We start from the raw sequence: 21,667 nt of genomic DNA, 5'->3' as shown, positions 1-21,667 counted from the left end.
TGGCTTCATTCTTGCTACATCAGGGATCAAATCCTGAATTTTTAGCAGTTAAAACCGCCCATCGCTGCTGTGTCATCTGCCATGCCAAGTATTTAATTTAATTCGCCGAGTCATTTGTCATCACTAGCATAAGTTTCTCAATGAAACATTACTAGTACTTTTATTCACTCTGGGTGCTTAATCTTCTTTTCTACCAAACACCATTTGTAAAATCATGGGGATACCACCTACTTGGTGATATTTATCAGCCCAGGTACGGATAATTTCATCCAGTTCCTGCATGGCTTCATCCCAGCGCTCTGGTGGCACATCGAGTTCTTCTAAGGCTCGCATAGCGTTTGGCCGCTTTTCTGCCCAGTCTTTCATCATGCGGAAATACCGAGCGGTATCTTCCACCATAATATAAGTCCGCTCTTGGTCGTCTGCTGGGGCATAGAAGGGACGAGTCAGGGCATAGAAGGGCATTCCCCAAGGAGAATCAATTCTTGTCACCGTGCCAGAGTAAAGCAGACGACGCTTGATATGCTCTGCCAGGGCTTCGCTTAACTCCATGCGATGTTCTGGGGGCAGATCCTCTTGCGATCGCTTATGGAGAAATTCGATCAACTCCAAAAACTCAAAGGAAGTAACTAACTGAGCGTCGGGAAGATTGCTGGGTAACTTATGCTCAATTTGTCTTTTTTCTTCACTTGTGAGGCTTGTACCGGGAATGCGCGATCGCCCTGGTATCCAAGGGTACTGTTCCATCCAGACATAGGGAAACTGAATCAAATACCGGGGTTCTTGGGAACCTAAGGTCTTGAGCAGTTTGCCCTCCATCAGGGCTTGTCTGACTTCCTCTACAATGATTTTGACCCGTTTTGGCTCTAGGTGGTGCAAATGTCCGGTCATCCGGAGGTTTTGTCCTTGCTCTAGATAAGTCATGTAAATGGCACACTTAGCCGCCGTTGCTGCTGCATCTAAGAATGCTCCATGCCTATGCCCGCTCGTCCTCATGGCGCTAAAAGCCAGATATAGCATGATCTGATCCATTGCACTGGGGCCAAGACGCTTGATCAGATCGATGTCGTTACTCATATTACAAATAGTTGAATAGCACGCTTATTAGTCTAAAAAAAGTAGTTGGTATACACCCATAGGGGGGTGAGATTGTGACACCAAAATGCTTATGATGTTTTAAATAAAAGTCGATTAATGGTCAAGATGCTCATTCCTCCGTAATTTATGGCATATAACTAGCAACAGTGTTGTTACTAGACGTGCTTGTATCTTACCGAAAAATCACAAAATAACTGCCAGAATTTCCTCATTTATAACATTTGTCAATTACTGGCGAACTTTATGGTTCTAATAAGTAACCTACAAGGACTTTCCCTATTATCCGGAACTTATCTGCTCTTTAATAGCGTCAATAAATTTGCTATTTTTAAGACTTTTGGGCTGCACCCGGATTTAGGAGATAGCAACACAACGGCCAACAATGGGAGATTATAATCGCACAATCTCTCCTTGAGGTGAATACTCTATTCCTGAGTAATTTTACTCAGATGCTGACCGATTATTTCCAGAAATAACAGGAAGTGATTTTTTGAAAAAGTCACCTGCCGACTACGCCAAACTCACTAACGCCCATTGAATCAATAGAGCGTTCTTATCTGCCGAGATGCTGACAATTTTTTTGCTCTTATGGCAGTGTAGGTCGTTGGCTGGAGGGAAAATTATAGACGCTAAATAAGACAGGTAATTCCAACTTAGCAATACCTTTTATTTCCTCACAACATAATATTCTATATTTATCTGTCATATTATTAAAATTGCATGAATTAATCTACTCTTAACTTTTCTTTTGCTAAAAATTTCCAGGATTGATGAATAACCAATGGTTTTTCCATGGAAAAATCAAGGTTTGCTGACATTAAGCCATTATGACTACTGAGCCAGAAGTCCAGAGTTATTAATTATTCTCTTCCTGCTACCTAAGTGACCAAACATTTGTTTTGATTATAAGTCCTTTGTCATAAGGGTTTAACCTTCTGCATTGGCAGGTTTGTTGGGATTTTGTATTTTGCCAATACCAAAAGCAATTGCCCCAAAAGTGACGAATAAAACTCCGAATATTTGGGCAATGTTTAAAGTTTCTTGAAGTACCAAACCAGCAAGAATTACTGTCAAAATAGGTACACTTGCACTAATAATAGCTGACCGCAACCCACCTAATTTATTGATCCCAATATGGCTAAATACATAGCTCAATAGAGTTAAAGCACCCAAAATAAAAGCACTTAACACAATTTCCAGTAACTTAGAAGGGTCAACAACTAAGCTCCAGTTTTCCGGTAACGGTATCATCAAGAAGATAAAACTCAACCCCAACATGGTGACGAAGTTAATCAAAGACAAAGATACTGGATGGACTTTAGCCGCACATACGCGGGTCAGGATGAGGTAACAAGCAAAGGCTGCACCAGCAAGAATTGCGGTGATGCTACCAAGGGGAGTAGTTCCTATACCAGTGCTGGTTGCTCCCGCAAAAACTAGCACCTCACCACAGAAAATAGCGCCGATCGCACTAGCGCGAAATACACCGGGGCGATCGCGGAACAGAAGCCAGGATAACACCCCGTTGATCAGTGGATAGACAAAGAAAAGGGCGATCGCCACTCCGGTGGGGACTTGACCAATGGCCAGATAAATCAGAACTTGCGATAAAAACAAAAAGCAGCCACTAGCAAACATTAACTGGACAAATCTCTGTGGCTGAGAACGACTTCCAGACTGATTATTGCCTAATGATTGCTTCAGGTTTTGCAAATCCTGCCACACTTGCGGATACATCATGGGTGCTAAAAGTATCATTAGTGGTACAACCACCATTAACCGCAAAGTCAGAATTAACATAATATTTCCCAAGGTCGGCGAGATTAACCCCGCCACTTCCAGCATTGCGGAGAGTTGAGAAGTTTTATAGAACATCCCCTTCAGGACTACGTTGTATAACGCTGTCATCACCGTGGACAACACTACCAACAAAAAACCCACTTGGACTGGTGACAAGTTAGATGATTTACGTGATCTTGATGAGGAAGGTGTTGATCCCCGTCTGACTACTGGTGCAGGCGGAGGAGTTGAAGCTTTACTTGCCGATGAATCTCGACTGAGTACAGAAACTGGCTCAGGAGGTTTTTCTGAGGAGGGTGAGAACTTAGTTTTACTTGTAGAAATCGGCTCAGGAGGTTTTTCTGAGGAGGGTGAGAACTTCGTTTTACTTGTAGAAATTGGCTCAGGAGGTTTTTCTGGAGTTAGTGGAGATTTAGCCGCACCCGCAGATAATTCTCTGTTAATTACAGAACTTGGTTCAGCAGCTTTTTCCTGAGATGATTGTAATTTCGTCTCGCTGTCTGGTGACACCTTGGGGATGACAGACTTTGTTTCTGGTCGTGTTTCCTGGGGTGGTGGAACTATTGTTACTGGTGTTGATTTCTCAGGAGGAGTAATACTAACCGATGGCTTGGTAGTGCTAGTCTCCTCTAATGGTGTAGATGCTTGTAAAGGATTGGGCGATTGTTGATCAGGAAATTGCAATACCGTAGGTGGTGATAAATTCACTACCACCGGAGAGCTTGGGGGTTGTAGTTCTGGAGGCTGCAACACCGTTGGCGGGGATAACTGAGCTTTCGCTGTTGATGTTTCTTGGATAGCTCTTGTCAATTCCCCACGTAGACGATCAATTAACTCTTCGACAATTGTTTCTCCTTGCTGCTGTTGGTTATACATTCGAGACAACTGCTGGGAGAGATTACTTTGGTAGTTTTTGAGTTCTTGTTGGAGAGAATTAAAGGCGATCGTCAGGTTATCGTCTAGACTACCCAGCATTTTTTCTACCTGCTCATTGTTCTCGATAGCAGGGCCGATGCTTTGGGCTGACTTGAGAGCAGCTATTTGGCTCTCTGTTTGGTTGGCTATTTTCGCTAGTGATGATTGCAATTGAGAACAGATGTGCTTGGCTAAAGCTTCTGACAATTGACGGATTAATACTTGCTGCTCTGTAATCCGCCGTACCTCTTGTAAATGTTCTTTTTCTTCAATTAGCTGCTGAACTTCATCTGTTAAACGGTCTTTTTCTGTCTGTAGTTTTTTGATTTCTTCCTGAAATGATCTGAGGACATTCTGCTGTAGACTTTCTAAATCTTCCACAACAGCCCATAGAGCTGTTTCTGCTGCCCTGGATAACTCGCCTCGGACTCGCGGGTCGTTGTCTGGTCGCTTCTCAAATCGCCCCATTAGCTTCTAACCTCTATACACCTTGACGATACAGCTGCCGCCTGTAAATTTGCGTGGCGCTCACTCTAATTTCCTGTATTTTTTCAGATAAACTCAAGCATCTTAACAGGACTTACGGATATCAACGTCATTTTGTCATGACCAACCCAAGGTTGGCAAAGCTTATAATGATGACTCACAGCTTACTAAAACACGTTTCCTTCAATCTCATAGGCTGCATAGCATCAGCCCGATTTCAGTCTTTATATCCGAGTGATATTTTGTCTCAAGAAAACAACTCACTAAATATAAATACTTGTTATTTTTGTGGCAACAGTAATTAATCAAGTTCTGCAATTGGATACTTGGCAACAAAAAAGTGGGTGCAGTTGTAATATTTATCGGTAGACTTATGCAGAATGTAGCTGTAATAACAGTTTATATCTTCTATATGGGGGTTATGCTGCGCGTTTTGCCAAAATTAAAATTATCCCCTGGACAACATTTTAATAAATTACCTGCCATTTTGCCAAAATACTTCTAGCAGATATTTCGATATTGTTAGAACTTACGCATCCCAGATTTCCTGTTGAGACCGGATAAAGTAGGCAATGCCCACCCTACAAATACTTAGATATTTTGCATAATCAAATCGGATTCCGATATTTATAGCTGTTGCCAGTAGTGTTAGGACATCAATAGATGATACAACCTAGACACAACAAAACTTTTCACCCAGTCCCCAGTCCCTAGTCCCCAGCCATAACTCATATTTCAGAACATTTTCCATTAAAAAAAGAAAATCCGCGCAATGCTAAAGATGGCAGCGCTCAGAACTGCGCTTACAGGCACTGTCACTAGCCACGCGGTAGCAATACCCTGGAGAGTCTGAAATTTAACTGAATCGAGGCTCTGCACTAGTCCTATACCAACTACACCACCCACAAGGGCATGAGAAGTGGAGACGGGTAAACCCATGCGAGATGCAAGTAAGATAGTGGTGGCGGTTGCTAGTTCCGCACAAAATCCACTACTGGGTTGTAAAGCAATAATGTTTTCGCCGATTGTGGCAATAACTTTTTCACCCCAAACAGCTAAACCACCAACAATCCCCACACCACCCAGAACTAATATCCACAAGGGAACAGTGATCCCATCACTAGGGACTTGACCAGTTTGATTGATATAAACGATCGCCGCCAAAGGAGCGATCGCATTACCCACATCATTAGAACCATGTGCAAAGGCAACAAAGCAAGCACTCAGGACTTGGAAGCGGGCGAATATGCTTTCGATGGGATTGTTGACGGTTGACGGTTGACGGTTGACGGTTGACGGTTGGCTGGGGATTTTTTCCCCTGCCTCCTCTAGCTGTCGCCAAGTTATGAGCGTCAGTGTGACTGCGGCAAATGCACCTGTGATCAGTGGGATATCGTGGGGGGGAATGTTGACACCGAATTGGTTGATGAAGACATTGGTTAGGGGTTGAGTTAGGGAAGGGAGGACAATTACGCCAAATACTCCTAGAAGAACTGCACTTAACCAGGGAATCCACTCTTTGAGTTGGGATACTTGGTTTGGTTGTTCTAAAATCCAGTGTTTAATTTGACTATAGAAGAAAGCGGCGATCGCTCCACTAATCACTGGGGTGAAAATCCAACCGATAGTAATTAGTCCAATGGATGACCAATCAATGGCATTTACTCCCAAAGCCACCCAACTAAAGCCAGCGATCGCACCTACAACTGCATGAGAAGAAGATACAGGTAAACCACGGGAGGTGGCAATTTGCAACCATAAACCACAAGAAATTAATACTGTCATCATGCCAGTAACTAAAACTTGGGGAGTAGCTGCAAATAATGTGGGGTTAGCAACTTTTGTGGACAGGGTTTCTGTTACACCATGTCCAAATAAGACAGCACCAGTAAACTCCAACACCCCAGCAATAATTATTGCTTGCTTGAGAGTTATAGCTTTGGAACCGACAGATGTTCCCATTGCATTAGCGACATCGTTAGCTCCCAGATTCCAAGCTACATAAAAGGCTAGTAGGGCAACTAAAAGTAATGTAATTGGTATTTCCATATTGACAAAGGGGCAAGAGATAGAGCAACACAGACATGGGACAGAGGTAAAAATACCCAGTTCCCAGTCCCTAATCCCCAATTTTCGGATAAATCAGAATTTTGTAAGTTTCTGGTGTGGGTGCGATCGCTTGATCTACTGCGGCTGATAAATCTTTTAGGGGATAGCGATCGCTAATTAATGCTTGCACATCGATGCGGCGATTAAAGACGATATCAGCTGAGAGATTTTGGAGGCGATAGGATGAACTGTAACTGCCCATTAGGTCGATTTCTCGACGATAAAGAATATTTGGGTTAATGGGAATTTCTAATTCGTCTGGAAATTCGGCGAAAAACAAGATTTTGCCGCCTTTTCTCGTACATTCTAGAGCTTGAAAGAAGGCTTTTTCACTGGGGACAGCTAGCAAAGTAACATCAACCCCTAGTCCATTGGTGAGGGCATGAACTTTGGCTGGTAAATCAGGATCACGGGCATCAAATGCGGCTTCTGCACCCACATTGAGGGCTTTTTCTATTCTTGATGGTAGCAAATCGGTGGCGATCGCTTTTGCCCCGAAATATTTCACCAACATGACAAACATTAAGCCAATCGGCCCTGCACCAGTTACCAGAACAGTCTGTCCTGGGGCAATCTGGGCTTTTTTGACTGCTTTTAAGCAACAGTTTGTAGGTTCAACAAAACTCGCTTCTTCAAAACTGATCCCGTCAGGAATCGGAATTAAGCCACCATTCTCTACAATATGACCCGGAACCTTGACATACTCCGCAAAGCCACCGCCACTGGCATTAAATCCGGCAGTGGTGGAGATGTTTTTATAAACATCACACATGGAAAAATTCTCATTCATACAATAGGCACAGCGCATACAAGGAATGTGGTGCATCACCGCCACCCGTTGTCCTACTTGCCAACCCTGTACCTGAGAACCCACTGCGGCTATAGTCCCGGCTGTTTCATGACCAAAGATGCGTGGTGGTTCATAAAGTGGATAACGAATTTTTTTAATATCTGACTGACACAAACCGACTACTTGCACCTGTACCAGCACTTCATCTGGTTCCAGAATCGGTAGGGGGATCTCTTCATAAGAGAGTTGATTTACACCTCGAAATACCTGTGCTTTCACGTTGGTTTTCCACTACTCAACGTTACTAGATTTAACATTAGTCGTCCACGTTCAGCTATAAGGTTTCAGATTTATCAGACAAAACATTACGCACAAAATCCGGTATTTCTCTACCTAGCTACTCAAGTAGTTCGATAAAATTCACTGCTTGGCATATGTAATAGTGAGGTTAAAATACAGACAATCTTCTGTGCGATGGGCTACGCACTACCGGAGGTAATCGCCTGTATGTTGGGTCAGTTATTAGACGGACGCTATAAAGTTACTCAAGTTTTAGGTGCTGGTGGTTTCGGTAAAACTTACATTGCTGAAGACATTAAACTTTACAATAATCTCTGTGTCGTCAAGCAACTCCAACCGATGGCTAATGATCCTATGACTTTACAAGTCGCTAGGCGCTTATTTGCATCGGAAGCAGAGTTATTACATAAATTAGGAACCCACGACCAAATTCCCCAACTACTGGCACACTTTGAAGAACATCAAGAGTTTTTTCTGGTTCAACAGTTCATTGATGGACATCCTCTTAGTGATGAACTGACTCCAGGAAAGCGATTAAGTGAGCCTTATACTATCGCTCTGTTAAAAAATATCCTGCAACCCTTAGCTTTTGTTCATCAAAATAACGTCATTCATAGGGATATCAAACCACCTAATCTGATTCGTCGTAAAAGTGATGGCAAAGTTGTGCTAATTGACTTTGGGGCAGTAAAACAGATCGGTACTCAGGTGGTGAATGGTGAAGGTGTAACTAAAATGACCGTGAGTATTGGTACTGCTGGCTATATGCCTAGTGAACAAAGTCGTGGTAGCCCTCGATTAAGTAGTGATGTCTATGCTGTGGGAATGATTGGTATTCAAGCTTTGACAGGATTGATGCCTCATCAGTTGCAAGAAGATATCCAGACGGCAGAAATTATTTGGCGTGAATTAGTCCAGGTCAGCCCAAGTTTAGCAGATGTATTAGATAGAATGGTACGTTACGACTTTCGCCAACGCTATCAGTCAGCAGTCGAGGCTTTAGCGACGGTGCAGAACTTGGGAAATGCTTATGCACCAACGCAAACATCTCCACCACCTGGATCTAAGCCGACTTTACCTGTAAAAAATCATGGTAATACCCCGCAAGTTGCAGAACCTCCTCTATATTCTCCGCCACCCGCAGTCCCAGCCCAGTATCGTCAAGAAATCCCACAAAAATTGATAGCTTCCCCCCCTCCCATCACTGCCAAACCGCCAGTAGGCATAGGTTTCTATTTGCAATGGGTACTAGTTAATATCGTCGGTTTAGTTGGTGGCGGAATTGTGGGGGCGATCGCTCACGAAATTTTCGAGCCACTTGGTACAATTCTCAGTAGCCAAGCCGTAGCCATCACAATAGCATTGACCATCGGCTTCATGCAGGTATTAGTTTTACGGCGGTTAATTCCTGTATCTGAAAAGCAGTGGGTATTAGGAACTACACTAGGCGTTTGTATTTCTGTTCTCGTGTGTGGTGATTATCCTGAATATTCCTTACTGTGGATTGGCCCTATAGTTGGGATTATTCAATGGTTTATCCTTAGGCAATTTGTTGAGCAAGCAGGTTGGTGGATTTTAGTTAACTCTATGTTTGGCTGGATCGGTGGCGTTCTTTCGGGAGCAGTGTTAGTTTTACTATTAAAAAATCCCAAGAATAAATAATTGCAAACACTTCATTCTCCTCTGATTCTCTTATTTAAGAATCCACTTGGTTTATATTACAAACAGAATATATTTCAGCATTTGTAGGGTGGGCAATGCCCACCAAAGAATTGATAATAGAGGCGATATAGGAATCCGATTTAATGATCTTTGGCGTAGCTTGTGTATAAATATCTCAGTATCTGTAGTTAGGCATTGCCTACCCTACGTGTAATTCAAAAATTAAATATTTTTTCTATACATCCTACCTATTAAAAAATCCTGTAGATCTAATCTTCAATTGGCTGAATAAAACCTCATTCATGAAATTTCATTATAAATATGTGACTTTATTTGCATTTTAAAAATCATACACAAATTCTATATTTAAAATACTAATTTTCCAAACACCAAAATCATTCACTCGTTAGTAAATACAGATATGAGTGCATCATAAAATGCGTATACAACAGGATAAGTTTGTCTGTATCCTGATTACAAATACGTAAATTTCTACTTATGGTTAATCAAACTTATTTAACTGATGTTTTAGTCGTTGGTGGGGGAACCGGAGGAACTGCGGCTGCCATTCAAGCAGCTCGCAGAGGTGCAAAAACTATGTTGGTCAGTGAGTTTCCTTGGCTAGGAGGAATGTTAACTGCTGCTGGAGTATCTGCACCTGATGGTAATGAATTAATGGCGTTTCAGACGGGGTTATGGGGTGCTTTTTTACAGGAATTACAACAGCGACAGCCAGGGGGATTAGATAATAGTTGGGTGAGTTTTTTTAGTTATGATCCCCGTATTGGAGCGGAAATCTTTGCTGACTGGGTACAGGAACTAACAAATCTGCACTGGATTTCTGGACAAGTACCTCTAGAAGTTTTGCAACAAGATAATTCCATCACTGGTGTCAGGTTCGCAGACTTTACCGTGCAAGCCAAAATTACTATTGACGGTACAGAGTTGGGAGATTTACTAGCTTTAGCAGATATCCCTTACCGTTGGGGTTGGGAGTTGCAATCTGAATGGGAAGAACCAAGCGCCCCAAGTAGTTTTAATGATCTAACAGCAAGATATCCTGTGCAATCGCCTACTTGGGTGGTAGTGATGCAGGACTTTGGGGAACCAGTCGCGCCAAAAATTCCCCCTGCACCTAATTATGATGCGGCGCTGTTTGCTGGAGCTTGGGAAAACTACGGTGCAGAGCAATTCTTAAATTATGGACGTTTGCCAGGAAATCTCTTTATGATTAACTGGCCGATTTGTGGTAATGACTACGGCGAAGGAGTAGGACGGCTAATAGAATCAGCAGCAGCTAAGGGTGATTTTTTCCAAGAATCTCGTTGGCATAGCCAAAATTTTGCTCATTTTATCCAAACTCAGCTTGGTCGGCGTTACGGTTTGGCAGAGCAAGTTTTTCCTCATGCTTCGTCGGCATTTGCATTACACCCATACTACAGAGAAAGTCGGCGCTTGGTGGGGCTAACTACTGTTCGAGAACAGGATATTTTGCCAGTTCCCGGTGGTCAGGTAGCATCTTTGTTTCCAGATGCGATCGCTATTGGTAATTATGCCAATGACCATCACTATCCTGGGTTTGACTTGCCACTACAACCTAAATCCATCCGTTGGGGAGGACGTTGGACGGGAACACCTTTTACGATTCCCTACCGTTGTCTGGTTCCAGCTACAGCAGATGGTTTATTAGTTTGTGAAAAGAATATTTCTGTTTCCCATATTGCTAATGGGGCGACTAGATTACAACCTGTAGTTTTGGGTATCGGTCAAGCGGCGGGAATGGCTGCGGCTATGTGTGCAGAGTTAAGCTGTCAACCAAGGGATTTACCTGTAAAAGCATTACAAGAAGCATTGTTACAAGATAATCGCTCTCCCTCTGCCATCATGCCTTTATTTAATTTATTACCTAGTCATCCGGAATGGTTGCAATGGCAAATGTATTACCTAAAGGAGCCTCAACTCTATCCAGATAGCGGCAATTGCCCAGATTCTCTGTATCAGTACTATCACTCAGAAGCCAAATCAGTACTTACACGGGCAAATAATTCCTTCACAGGCGTTTTTCAGGTTTTAAATCAGCAGGATTACAGATTCACGATCGCTGCTCCGGCTGCTAATCTAGGACACACTTGTCAGCTTGTAACTTTGCGATCGCACATCAATGAACAGCTACAAGCCTTGACAGATAAGCAACATCTGACGGTTCGGGGTCATCTCAATCCTTCCGGTCATTGGTTGTTGGTGGAATATATTGACACCATGCACACTTTCATGGATTTTCAGTAAAAAGCACTACTTTTTTTTAGATTCTTCCGGACTCGTTATATAAAACTCAGTAGCAATAGATAAGAGAATTTACAAAGAGACTTTTATGATGCGTGCTGCTGTTCCAGTTTTAATTTCGAGTCTAGTACTTGGTTCCCTAGTTTCTGATTACCTGGGAATAGCTAGTCACGATTTCGCTTTTTCTCCCTCTAATTCACAAAATATGATCTCACTAAAATCTAAACCCAAACGTAATCAACCAGAAAAACCCCAACCACATCGCGGTACTGGACGTAGAAGTCTCATAGAAACTTATAGCAATGCTCATCTAATTGCTTAGAAGTGAGGGTTTGATACTTCCTAATCATGGGATGAGTTCATATTTTTTGTCACAGACAAATATAAAAGCCGTTCAACTCTTTTCATAGTCTCTTCTCGTCCTGGGATGAACAACCCACAGTAACACCATTCTGGACTATAGATTGTCAAAGATTTACTGTGTAGTCTTTTGAGCAATCCACATATTGTCAAAACTGTTTCAATGAATGTCATGAATTAACCTGAATCGACAGCATCACCACTCTTTACTTTTATAGAAGGGTGTCATTCAGGTTCATAATTCAGATTTAAAACATTTAGGGCTTACACATGAAAACGAACAATCAAGAGTATTGGCCAGGTTATAGAAGGATAAATTGCCGATACCTTTACACCCTCCCAAAGCAGAGAGTTTCGGTTACGTAAGTCCTGAAATTGATAACCAGTCTTCAATCACAAGATACCCGAATTTTTCAAAAATTCGGGTATCTGCTCCTTTCAACTAAGGCTTATTTTCCATCTTCTTCACACCATTGATAAACATTGGTACGAACTTTTCCATAAATGTTTGTGGATTGCGTTGCCAAGCTCTTTGAGCAGCTTGAATTCTTGTAAATTGCAATTGAGGTGCTAGCAAAGTTTGTGGTAAACGTTCCATTAGATATTGGGGTCGTTGCCACATGGGCATTGTATTTGCGACTCCCATCAGATTCGCAACTCGCCGCAGTTCTGCACCTAAAGTAATATCCATCCCTGATTCAAAGGCTGCTTGTTCAATGGCAGCATATTTGCGTTTGGCTTGTTCGACTTTTTGCCGATGTTCTGGGCTTTTATTTGCTATCTGTGCTAACCAGCGATTACCCCAACGAACGTGTCCGGCTTCTTCGGGCAGAATTTTTGCAATGGTTTCGCGGATTTGGATATTTTCTGCTGTTTGGGGCGCTTTTTTGAGGGCGTAAATGTGGGCTGAAAAATACTCGCAACCACGTTTCTCGGTGACGTTAATCGCCGCTAGGGTAGAAATTACAAATTCTTCTAGTGCTTGGGTAGGGTCTTGCTGTTCGCTATCCAATAACCTTTCAAACTCATCGATGTAGGAATTACCAGGAGGCGTTCCTACATTCGCACCTAAATCGACCAACAAATCAGTTAGCCACATGGCATGACGCGCTTCATCTGAGATGTGGTGAGATAAATCTCTGATTAGTTCCGGTGGCTTGCCATTTAACCTTTCAATCAGGTCTGTCAGGTCTTTACAACTGCGCTGCTCACTATAACGATAGCGGTTGAGGGTGATCAGGTGAATTTCGCGATCGCTTACTACCTGTTTGAGAATATCCCTCGCACTCAAAGTATTCTGAAATTTCCGTGGATAAACGACTGTCATGGGTTTGGGTAAGTTTGTTGAACTGAATAGTAATTAACTTTTTCTCAATAGCTGCATTAGCAAATATCGCCCAGCATGAGAACAACGTAAATAAATGTAACAAATAAATCATCATTCTTGAGAAAGACATCTCTTGCAGTGTTCTGTTGCTGGAAATAATCTCTAAAACTTTTGCTGAGAAAATAGTAAGTGCAATTACATAAGTATTACAATTTATAACAAATCTTCAATTCCGTAGCATAAGATACAGAATTCTTGCTATATTAAATGTGTGAAGGGTCAAATCCAATTAATATCACTAGGAGGACTGTATGTCTATTCAAGAAAAATCTCGTGCCATTATGATGCGCCAATATCAGCAAGTGAAGAATCGTCAACAATCTATGCTGATGCGTTCCGCACAAGAACTCGGTCTTCCTGCTGAAGAACTGTCCCACTACTGGAACCCCACTCAAGGAAAGATCGATCCCACCACTCGCACGATTTATGGTCGTAGTAATGCTTCGATGAGCTAAGTTTTACTCATGTTTAAGTCATGGTTGTTATTAGAGGAAGTAACTCATTGTTGAAGTTACTTCCTCTAGTATACTTATACATAATTTTTACAGAAGACAAAAAACCACCCATAAGGGTGGCAAAATTTGAACTTTCAGCTATAAATTGCTAACAGGTGTTAATTAAACGTCGTAATAGATAGAGAACTCATAAGGATGAGGACGCAGTTGCATCTGTTTAACTTCGTTAGCTAGTTTGTAGTCAATCCAGTTTTGGATAAAGTCTTCGGTGAATACGCCTGTATCTGTTAAGAAAGCGTGGTCGTTTTCTAGCGCTTCCAATGCTAGTTCTAAAGAACCAGGTGTGGAAGGAACTTTTGCCAATTCTTCTGGAGAAAGTTCATAGATGTTTTTATCTAATGGCTCACCAGGATGAATTTTGTTCTTGATACCATCGATACCAGCGCACAGCATGGCAGCAAATGCCAAATAAGGGTTAGAGGTAGCATCTGGACAACGGAACTCTAAACGCTTGGCTTTGGGGTTAGTGCCAGACAGAGGAATACGGATGGAAGCAGAACGGTTTCCTTGGGAGTAAGCCAAGTTAACTGGTGCTTCATAACCAGGAACTAGACGCTTGTAAGAGTTGGTGCTGGGGTTGGTGATTGCCAACAGTGCTGGGGCGTGCTTGAGAAGACCACCAATGTAGTACAGTCCCATTTCACTTAAGCCAGCATACTGATCACCTGCGAAGAGAGGTTTGCCATCCTTCCAGATAGATTGGTGACAGTGCATACCAGAACCGTTATCACCAAAAATTGGTTTTGGCATGAAGGTGACGGTTTTGCCATATTTTTTGGCAACGTTCTTGATGACATATTTGTAAATCATCAGCCAGTCAGCAGCTTCGATTAACTTACCAAAGCGGAAGCCTAGCTCGCACTGACCACCAGTAGCAACTTCGTGGTGATGTTTTTCGATGGGTACGCCTAATTTCGCCATCGTCAACAACATTTCTGTCCGGATGTCTTGGAAAGAATCTGTGGGGGAAACAGGGAAATAACCCTCTTTAAAACGTGGTTTGTAAGCCAAGTTGGGTTTATCTGCTGTACCTTCTTTACCAGAATTCCAAGCACCCTCTACAGAGTCGAGGAAGTAGTAACCTTCGTTAGCGTTTTGGGCAAAGCGGGCGCTATCAAAGATAAAAAATTCAGCTTCAGGGCCAAAGAAGGCTGTATCACCAATACCCGTAGATACTAAGTAGTCTATTGCTTTTTGAGCAATAACCCGTGGACAACGGTTGTACCATTCTCCTGTGCGTGGTTCTTTAATGCTACAAACAATACTTAGTGTTGGCACTTCCATGAATGGGTCGATCCAAGCAGTGTTGGGATCGAGAACCATTGTCATGTCTGACTCGTTGATTGCTTTCCAACCCCGGATGCTGGAACCATCAAAAGGTACGCCATCAGAGAATGAGCTTTCATCGATTTGGTTTTGGTACAAGGTGAGGTGCTGCCATGTACCTACTGTATCGATGAACTTGAGGTCAATCAGCTCAATTTTTTCATCTTGAATTCTTTTCAAGACTTCTTGTGGGGTTGTCATTGTTACTCCTTCTCTGCCAATTTCTTAAATTCAAACCAGAATCTGCCAAAGCATCTAAGCCCTACTGAGCGAAACAAAGTTGATGACACACCTGAAATATCGTAGATTCTAAACATTAGACAGTTTTGTAGTCTTTGTTACAGAACGTCTGGATTACAGGTAATATTAACCTTTCTTTCGACATCTGCACAAAAGGGAGAAAGTTAATCTCATAGGGGTCAACTTTGACATAAAATCCTTAAGTAACAGATAGATTGTTTTTGTGCCGAATCTATTTTTAATAGCACAAAAATTTACTGGTGCGTAGTGCAACCAAATTAATATCAAACCATAGATAGCAAAGATTGGGAGAAGAAGGAATGCGCGATGCAGTAACAAGCTTAATTAAGAATTATGACGTAGCTGGTCGGTATTTTGACCGAAATGCGATCGATACCCTCAAAGATTATTTTGATAGTGGTACGGCTCGTGTCCAAGCAGCAGCCGCGATTAACTCCAATGCAGCTGCACTGGTCAAACAAGCAGGTTCTAAGTTGTTTGAAGAACTGCCAGAGTTAATTCGCCCCGGTGGTAATGCCTACACTACTCGTCGTCTGGCAGCTTGTTTACGAGATATGGACTACTATCTGCGCTACGCTACTTATGCACTGGTTGCTGGTAATACCAATGTTTTAGATGAGCGGGTGCTGCAAGGCTTGCGGGAAACTTACAATTCTTTGGGTGTACCCATTGGCCCTACAGTTCGCGGTGTACAAATTCTCAAGGATTTGGTCAAGGAACAAGTTGCAGGTGCAGGTATTGCCAACACCACTTTTGTTGAGGAGCCATTTGACCATATTACTCGTGAATTAAGCGAGCGGGATGTTTAAGAAGGTATGGGGCAAAAGGCAGGAGGTATGATTTACAATCTGTTTTTTGTCTAGTTTTCATTGTCTGGTTGATTTTCAATATCAAAAAACAGATTTTTAATGACGCACTTTGGCTGTATTGACAAAGTGCGTTTACTTTTTTAAGTATTACGTAATCTTTTTTGAGTATAAATTCAGGTAAACAAAGATATAGCCGTAGCTAAGATAAAACCCTGGCAATAAAAGGCTTTCAAGTCTGCCAACAGTCAACAGCTATAAATTAACAATAAAATTGACTCTAGATTTTACGTAAATTAAATTATGTAAGGTTTTAGTAAAAAGTTATGAATAATATGTGTATTAACAAAATTTTAAGTAAATCTGTAAAGGGCATGAGGGAGAGTAATCTGCCATAATTTGACTAATCTCCCCCACTTGTATAGGTTGTTTCTTTCCGCACCTGACTGTGAACTACAGGGAACACAAAAGAGTTATTTGTCTGTGGTTATCAACTAACAGTAGAGATGGCAGCACCCAACCACGCGGCAAAGTTTTCTTGCTGCGTCGCGTTAGGATTCTGTATCGCCAGTAGCTGATACTTGGTAGGACGTGGTGTCCCTAGCTTTACAGGATAGGTACGCAGCTCATCTTGGTGAAAAACTGTTACCTGGATAGTATCATTGGCTTGATAGTCTTTAAGGCGATCGCTCAATTGATGGGCTGTGATCTTGATGCCTGCAATAGCCAGCAACTCATCACCTGCGTCAATTCCTGCCATTTGGGCAGGCGAACCAGCCTCGACAAATTTAATCATCTCTCGACCATTTTCCGTGTTTACTTTCACCCCTAAGTAAGGTTCTTCTTCTCTCTCTGCTACCAAATGCAAGCCAAAAGGTTCTAAGTACTGATTAAACGGCAATTCTTCTGTGCCATCAATATAGCGTGCGAAGAAATCCGTCAAATCAACTCCAGCCACCGATTCGATCACCGCCTGTAATTGTTCTGGAGTGTAGCCAATTTCAGCTTGACCAAATTTTTGCCACATTTGACGCATCACATCATCAAGCGATCGCTGATTACGATACCGCGCTCTAATCAGCAAATCTAGTAGCAAAGATATCATTTCTCCCTTCAAATAATAGGAGACTTGCGAATTACCAGTATTTGTATCTGGGCGATAAAGTTTAATCCAAGCATCGAAACTCGACTCAGAAAGTGGTTGTACTTTCCGCCCTGGTGTCGTAATTAACCTACTTATCTCCTTACTCCAGTAATTTAAATAAGTCTTTGCATCATAAATGCCTGCTCGTAAAGGAATCAGTAGATCGTAATAACTGGTAGTTCCCTCACAGAACCACAGAGATGGTGTGTAATTTTCTTGGTCGTAGTTAAATACCTCTAAAGCTTGGGGACGAATTCGCTTGACATTCCATAGATGGAAGAACTCATGGGCTAGTAATTGAATGAAGCGTTCATACTTATCTTGGGAGCGAAAACCAAAACGCTGATAAATCAAAGAACAGCTATTTTTATGCTCCAAACCACCGTACGCTTGAGCAAATAAATGCAGCAAAAAGACGTATCGCTCATAAGGCAATCCGCCAAACATCTGTGCTTCTATTTGGATAATTTTTTGGGTATCCCTAATTAGCTGCTGTACTTGACAATTTCCTTGTCCCCAGATCGCCAATTCATGAGGTTTCCCTAACACCTCAAAGTGATATAACTGGTGTTCACCAATCTCAAAAGGACTATCTACAAGGGTATCAAAATCAGCAGCATAAAAAGTATTAGATTGCTCACCAATTGTAGGTAAAGGAGTAGTTACCCGCCATTGGGGATACGGTGGTATGACAGTAACACAAATTGGTAAGTTTTCCCATCCTGGTAGTCTAAAAAACAATGCTGCCCCATTAAAATAACCGTGGGTAGCATCTAAATGATTTGTCCGCACTGATAGTTCGTTTGCAAAAATGCGGTAACGCACCGTTACTTCTGAAACATCACCTTTATTGATTTGCCAGTGGTTTTTACTGATTTTCCGCCAAGGTAAAATTTTATCTCCTGCAAAAGCAGTAAAATCTTGTAAATTCTTGGCGTACTCTCGCACCAAATATGATCCTGGTGTCCACACCGGCATTCTTAAGTCAAGAATTGGTGATGAATAGTTTACGATTTGCAAACTCACCTCAAATAGATGCGTCTCTGGTTGGGGCATTGCCACCAAATAATTAATCGTCGGCACGGTGTCCTGAACGCCAATATCGATACGAGGTGCTGTCGCTTCAGTCATCTGTAGTTAAGAGTGATAGTTCTGAGTCAAAAGTCAATCCATACATAGTTAATAGTTAATAGTTACTGGCCAATAGTCAATAGTTAAGCAATGCAGACTCAGCATTTAGAGGTGCATTAATGCTATGAGCTATGACACAGGCAACATTACTCAGTCTACTAAAAGAAAAGTCTCCAGAGCTTGCAATTGCTGGACTTTACGCTTTTAGCGCAGACTTGCCATAGCATTAAAAATACATTTCTCAGAGGTTATTTATCAAATAAACATGACATTCAATTATGTTACGTTAAACTTCGTTAACGTATACTCAAAATTTAATATTTACATAATAATTCAGTAGGCAGAAGCCAGAATACTTTTCTCTAAGCTCCAATACCTAAACCCTTTTTGCTCTTTAGTTATATCAGTAGATCAAAGGAACATAGTATCCGTTTGCTTGAATTTGCAAGTATAAATACGCTTGTATTGTTTGTTTAATATGCTTCCATGAAGACGTTAGCCCTCAAATATCAGGTGTTTTAGTGCTGAGGAAAAACTTAAAAAAAGTTTAAAAGAGGATGCTTTTATTAGACTTTTCCCGCTAAATTCAGCAATTGTTTGAAATTTATCAGATAGATAATATTATTAGTACTGTCAATTTTTATCCACCCTTTATCGTGCAATTTATCCATAATTTTGCTAGTTTCTTCAACACCGATTTCTGTAACCTCTGCTAAGTCCTTAAAAGGGATATTAAAAATTTCCCTACCTTGTGTAGATTCTTGACCATAGCTCTCACCCAAACTAACTAAGGTATGAGCTAATTTCACAGCAGGTGGTGAAGAACGGATTTGTAACCGTTGGTTAATTTGTCGTAATCGTCGCACCATTAATTGCAGCATTCTATGATGCAATTGTGGGTCTTTAAATAAAATTTGAATAAAACGTTCTCTAGAAATACTGAGTAACTTGACTGGTGAAAGAGCAATTACATCTGTTGAGCGAGGAGATTCATCTAAAATCGCCATTTCTCCAAAAAAATCACCCCTTCCTAAAATTGCTAAAGCTACCGAATCATCTCCACAGGTGCGCCGAACTTTTACCCATCCAGATACAACGAAATAAACTGCATTACCCCAGGCATCTTCCATTAAAACTGCTCTACCAGTGGGATATTCATGATCAATTGCAATATTGAGTAGCCATTCTAAGGTTTGTGGAGTGGCTGTACTCAATAAGGGGAAAATATCACTAAAAACCTCAGTTTGCATGAAATATCTACTAAAAATGAGTTTGTTATTTGAGAATTAAGCCATCTACTATAAGTTTTAAAGTCGAAATATAGCAATAGATGAGAAAAAAGTTAGTGGGACTTTAAAAGTCATTTCTCAGAACACAGAATCTATATTAAACAAGCCGCCATAGTAATTTTGTTTTAGTCATAAGTAATAATAACTATGGATTTCCGCCGTGAATTTCTGAAGTTAACTGAGCGCTCATAACGTTCTTTAAGAGACACTGCTCGTTGGCGGAGCGTCTCATAGGAAAGTCTGAAGGGTAATTGCTATTTACCATTCCTGATGACCAACCCCCACAAACATTATCAATGTCTAATTAGACAAGTGTTAACCAGAAGCTCTGTAAAAGATAGTCTGGTTAGTCATTACAACATAACAATTATGGTAAAGATCGAAATCAGAGGTTTTACTGACAGCACGATGATTCTCTGTCTGATAGTCATTGATTATTTGCCGTCAGTGTTTTAACTTTTTGGTCTAAGCTTTCAACTATTCGAGTGAGGGTAGATAAAGCCTCTGATTGCTCGGCTTTGAGGTGAGGATTCAGCAGTAATCGTTGATGTAATTCATGCAACTTATAGCTGAGTTGTTGAGAAATTCCTATGGCATCTCGACTCAGACGATCTAATTGCTGCTGCTGATAAAATTTTAGAGCTGCCCCCCTTAGTACTTGCAGTGTGGCCTCTTCGCCATTTATTCCTGGCATTACACGTATGCGTAATAATAAACTATTGTTTTGGTATTGGCATTCTTTCTCAATCTGTTGTGGTTCTGCGAGCGTACTAAGAGGAAACCCTGCAAAACGCTTTAATTCATTAAGTACGCCTTGAAAAACAGAGAGGGGTAAATTTTCCAATACAGACTGTAAGACTCCATTGTCACTCCAAATAATTCTTCCTCTATATGGTTGTCTTTCCAGATATAAGCGACCAATCCCCCCACCTAAAACTCGTCCTAGCAATTCCTCCAATAGCTTCCTAGAGGGTAAATTGAGTAGTGATTCAATAGGGCTGAATAGTTGTGGAGCTTGCACTTGTAAAACAGTTACATCACTCAGTAGAGGCATGGGTGATTCTTGTTGAACACTGACTTGTTGAGAATCATTGGTAGTTTGAGAATCCTTCTCTGAGTGGGACGGCACAGAAACATCTATTAATGACTCAAAAGATTGATGTAACGGCTGTACTTCTGGGGAGGGAGTTGTGGCGTTAGGTAGATTAAGTGTGGTGTTCACACTCTCGGCTAAAATCTCTTCTGCTTCTGGTTTTTCTACTGGTTGTACCTCTGGAGTGGATGTATTCTTATAGTTGAGGTAAGCAGAAAGTATTGCGCGATGAATGTCAGCAGCGATTTCTTGAGTTTCTATTGTGCTGTTGATATATGACACAATGCGATGTACGTAATCGAATGCGGCACTATCTCCTAGATTTACCATACCTAGTGATAAGCGATCATTTTGGCACCTTAAAGGCAAAATCTGGTGGTAGAGGCAAACTTCAAAGGGCAAGATGCTATCAATTAGCTGGAATATTCCCTCTCGTTCGGACTCTTGCTCCCAATTAGTTGGAGTTGTGTTGAGCAACTGTTGTCCATTGGTTCCGGTGTCAGCTGGTTTGCCCTGTGAAGACCACATAGGTTTGCTTGCTTAGTGTTTCTTTATATTCTATTTTGCTCTTCGGCACTTGGCAGTAAATAAATATACTGAGTTCAGTGGATTACAGCCAAATTAACTGGGTGCAATATATAGCGGCTTGCAGTTGAGTTTAATACATACCTAACCCACAACTCCTTCCCTACAAAGAAAAGAGAGAGGCTTAAAAACTTAAATTTTTTGTTGACCGTTCAAGATAGTTAAGTCCCTATCCGCTTGGGAGCGAAAAGTCTGAGCGCAGGCTTCCGGCGCTCAGAACTTTTGAAGACAGAGGGTTTGGGGAGAGGTCATCGAACTCTTAAGAAAACAGAAAGTTTTCTTTCGCTCTTCCCGTAGGTGTTCCTCTGTTGGAGACTCACGTTAAAA

The 21,667-nt window shown here is 41.6% G+C and carries 14 protein-coding genes; 5 read left to right on the top strand and 9 right to left on the bottom strand.

All coding sequences use genetic code 11. From position 1 onward, the window contains the following. Positions 1 to 177 precede the first annotated feature (177 nt). The 4 genes from hetR to ACN222_RS11670 all read right to left on the bottom strand — a co-directional run bounded on the left by hetR (position 178) and on the right by ACN222_RS11670 (position 7,477). Complete coding sequence (hetR, locus tag ACN222_RS11685; RefSeq protein ID WP_010996495.1) at positions 178 to 1,077, bottom strand: heterocyst differentiation master regulator HetR; 900 nt, start codon at positions 1,075 to 1,077, stop codon at positions 178 to 180. Positions 1,078 to 2,025: 948 nt separating this feature from the next. Continuing rightward, positions 2,026 to 4,281 carry a septal junction formation protein SepJ gene (gene sepJ, locus ACN222_RS11680; RefSeq protein ID WP_010996494.1) on the bottom strand — a complete coding sequence of 752 codons (2,256 nt, stop codon included), beginning with the start codon at positions 4,279 to 4,281 and terminating at the stop codon, positions 2,026 to 2,028. Between the two features lie 768 nt (positions 4,282 to 5,049). After that, the gene (locus ACN222_RS11675) at positions 5,050 to 6,348 is read right to left on the bottom strand and encodes an inorganic phosphate transporter (RefSeq protein ID WP_010996492.1); all 1,299 of its coding nucleotides are present in this window, start codon (positions 6,346 to 6,348) and stop codon (positions 5,050 to 5,052) included. 70 nt (positions 6,349 to 6,418) lie between these two features. Continuing rightward, complete coding sequence (locus ACN222_RS11670) at positions 6,419 to 7,477, bottom strand: zinc-dependent dehydrogenase (RefSeq protein WP_010996491.1); 1,059 nt, start codon at positions 7,475 to 7,477, stop codon at positions 6,419 to 6,421. Positions 7,478 to 7,705: 228 nt separating this feature from the next. Here ACN222_RS11670 and ACN222_RS11665 point away from each other — a divergent pair, with 228 nt between their 5' ends. The 3 genes from ACN222_RS11665 to patX all read left to right on the top strand — a co-directional run bounded on the left by ACN222_RS11665 (position 7,706) and on the right by patX (position 11,765). Further along, complete coding sequence (locus tag ACN222_RS11665; protein WP_010996490.1) at positions 7,706 to 9,160, top strand: serine/threonine-protein kinase; 1,455 nt, start codon at positions 7,706 to 7,708, stop codon at positions 9,158 to 9,160. Positions 9,161 to 9,658: 498 nt separating this feature from the next. After that, on the top strand, positions 9,659 to 11,446 hold the full coding sequence (locus ACN222_RS11660) for an FAD-dependent oxidoreductase (protein ID WP_010996489.1): 1,788 nt from the start codon (positions 9,659 to 9,661) through the stop codon (positions 11,444 to 11,446). Between the two features lie 85 nt (positions 11,447 to 11,531). Further along, entirely contained in the window at positions 11,532 to 11,765 is a 234-nt protein-coding gene (gene patX, locus ACN222_RS11655) for a heterocyst-inhibiting protein PatX (protein ID WP_010996488.1), read from the top strand. Between the two features lie 480 nt (positions 11,766 to 12,245). Here the strand turns inward: patX and ACN222_RS11650 are convergent, their stop codons facing one another. Beyond that, a complete protein-coding gene (locus ACN222_RS11650) occupies positions 12,246 to 13,130 on the bottom strand; it encodes a ferritin-like domain-containing protein (protein ID WP_044521331.1) in 885 nt (294 codons plus the stop codon). A 311-nt stretch (positions 13,131 to 13,441) separates the two neighbouring features. On the opposite strand from ACN222_RS11650, the gene ACN222_RS11645 reads away from it, so the two are divergent. Continuing rightward, positions 13,442 to 13,645 carry a hypothetical protein gene (locus ACN222_RS11645; RefSeq protein WP_010996485.1) on the top strand — a complete coding sequence of 68 codons (204 nt, stop codon included), beginning with the start codon at positions 13,442 to 13,444 and terminating at the stop codon, positions 13,643 to 13,645. Between the two features lie 162 nt (positions 13,646 to 13,807). Here ACN222_RS11645 and glnA read toward each other — a convergent pair whose 3' ends face one another. Next, the gene (gene glnA / locus ACN222_RS11640; RefSeq protein ID WP_010996484.1) at positions 13,808 to 15,232 is read right to left on the bottom strand and encodes a type I glutamate--ammonia ligase; all 1,425 of its coding nucleotides are present in this window, start codon (positions 15,230 to 15,232) and stop codon (positions 13,808 to 13,810) included. Positions 15,233 to 15,591: 359 nt separating this feature from the next. Here glnA and apcB point away from each other — a divergent pair, with 359 nt between their 5' ends. Then, positions 15,592 to 16,101, top strand: coding sequence for an allophycocyanin subunit beta (gene apcB, locus ACN222_RS11635; protein WP_010996483.1), 510 nt, complete (start codon positions 15,592 to 15,594; stop codon positions 16,099 to 16,101). 487 nt (positions 16,102 to 16,588) lie between these two features. Here the strand turns inward: apcB and ACN222_RS11630 are convergent, their stop codons facing one another. The 3 genes from ACN222_RS11630 to ACN222_RS11620 all read right to left on the bottom strand — a co-directional run bounded on the left by ACN222_RS11630 (position 16,589) and on the right by ACN222_RS11620 (position 21,283). Continuing rightward, a complete protein-coding gene (locus ACN222_RS11630; protein ID WP_044521326.1) occupies positions 16,589 to 18,373 on the bottom strand; it encodes a M61 family metallopeptidase in 1,785 nt (594 codons plus the stop codon). Between the two features lie 566 nt (positions 18,374 to 18,939). After that, positions 18,940 to 19,623 (bottom strand): Crp/Fnr family transcriptional regulator, encoded by a 684-nt coding sequence (locus ACN222_RS11625; protein WP_010996481.1) that lies wholly within the window; start codon positions 19,621 to 19,623, stop codon positions 18,940 to 18,942. Between the two features lie 466 nt (positions 19,624 to 20,089). Then, entirely contained in the window at positions 20,090 to 21,283 is a 1,194-nt protein-coding gene (locus tag ACN222_RS11620; protein ID WP_010996480.1) for a hypothetical protein, read from the bottom strand. Between the last annotated feature and the right edge of the window lie 384 nt (positions 21,284 to 21,667).

Origin of the sequence: Anabaena sp. FACHB-595, assembly GCF_048568275.1 — a bacterium.
GTDB lineage: Bacteria > Cyanobacteriota > Cyanobacteriia > Cyanobacteriales > Nostocaceae > Trichormus.
Note: the sequence above shows the minus strand (reverse complement) of the source record. Positions and strands in the feature narration are given on the sequence as shown.

What these genes read in the sequence shown, in the direction of transcription:
- apcB (WP_010996483.1), top strand. Translation starts at nt 15,592, where the DNA reads ATGCGCGATGCAGTAACAAGCTTAATTAAGAATTATGACGTAGCTGGT.
- ACN222_RS11660 (WP_010996489.1), top strand. Translation starts at nt 9,659, where the DNA reads ATGGTTAATCAAACTTATTTAACTGATGTTTTAGTCGTTGGTGGGGGA.
- ACN222_RS11675 (WP_010996492.1), bottom strand. Translation starts at nt 6,348, where the DNA reads ATGGAAATACCAATTACATTACTTTTAGTTGCCCTACTAGCCTTTTAT.
- hetR (WP_010996495.1), bottom strand. Translation starts at nt 1,077, where the DNA reads ATGAGTAACGACATCGATCTGATCAAGCGTCTTGGCCCCAGTGCAATG.
- ACN222_RS11665 (WP_010996490.1), top strand. Translation starts at nt 7,706, where the DNA reads ATGTTGGGTCAGTTATTAGACGGACGCTATAAAGTTACTCAAGTTTTA.
- ACN222_RS11630 (WP_044521326.1), bottom strand. Translation starts at nt 18,373, where the DNA reads ATGACTGAAGCGACAGCACCTCGTATCGATATTGGCGTTCAGGACACC.
- ACN222_RS11645 (WP_010996485.1), top strand. Translation starts at nt 13,442, where the DNA reads ATGTCTATTCAAGAAAAATCTCGTGCCATTATGATGCGCCAATATCAG.
- sepJ (WP_010996494.1), bottom strand. Translation starts at nt 4,281, where the DNA reads ATGGGGCGATTTGAGAAGCGACCAGACAACGACCCGCGAGTCCGAGGC.
- ACN222_RS11650 (WP_044521331.1), bottom strand. Translation starts at nt 13,130, where the DNA reads ATGACAGTCGTTTATCCACGGAAATTTCAGAATACTTTGAGTGCGAGG.
- patX (WP_010996488.1), top strand. Translation starts at nt 11,532, where the DNA reads ATGATGCGTGCTGCTGTTCCAGTTTTAATTTCGAGTCTAGTACTTGGT.
- ACN222_RS11625 (WP_010996481.1), bottom strand. Translation starts at nt 19,623, where the DNA reads ATGCAAACTGAGGTTTTTAGTGATATTTTCCCCTTATTGAGTACAGCC.
- glnA (WP_010996484.1), bottom strand. Translation starts at nt 15,232, where the DNA reads ATGACAACCCCACAAGAAGTCTTGAAAAGAATTCAAGATGAAAAAATT.
- ACN222_RS11620 (WP_010996480.1), bottom strand. Translation starts at nt 21,283, where the DNA reads ATGTGGTCTTCACAGGGCAAACCAGCTGACACCGGAACCAATGGACAA.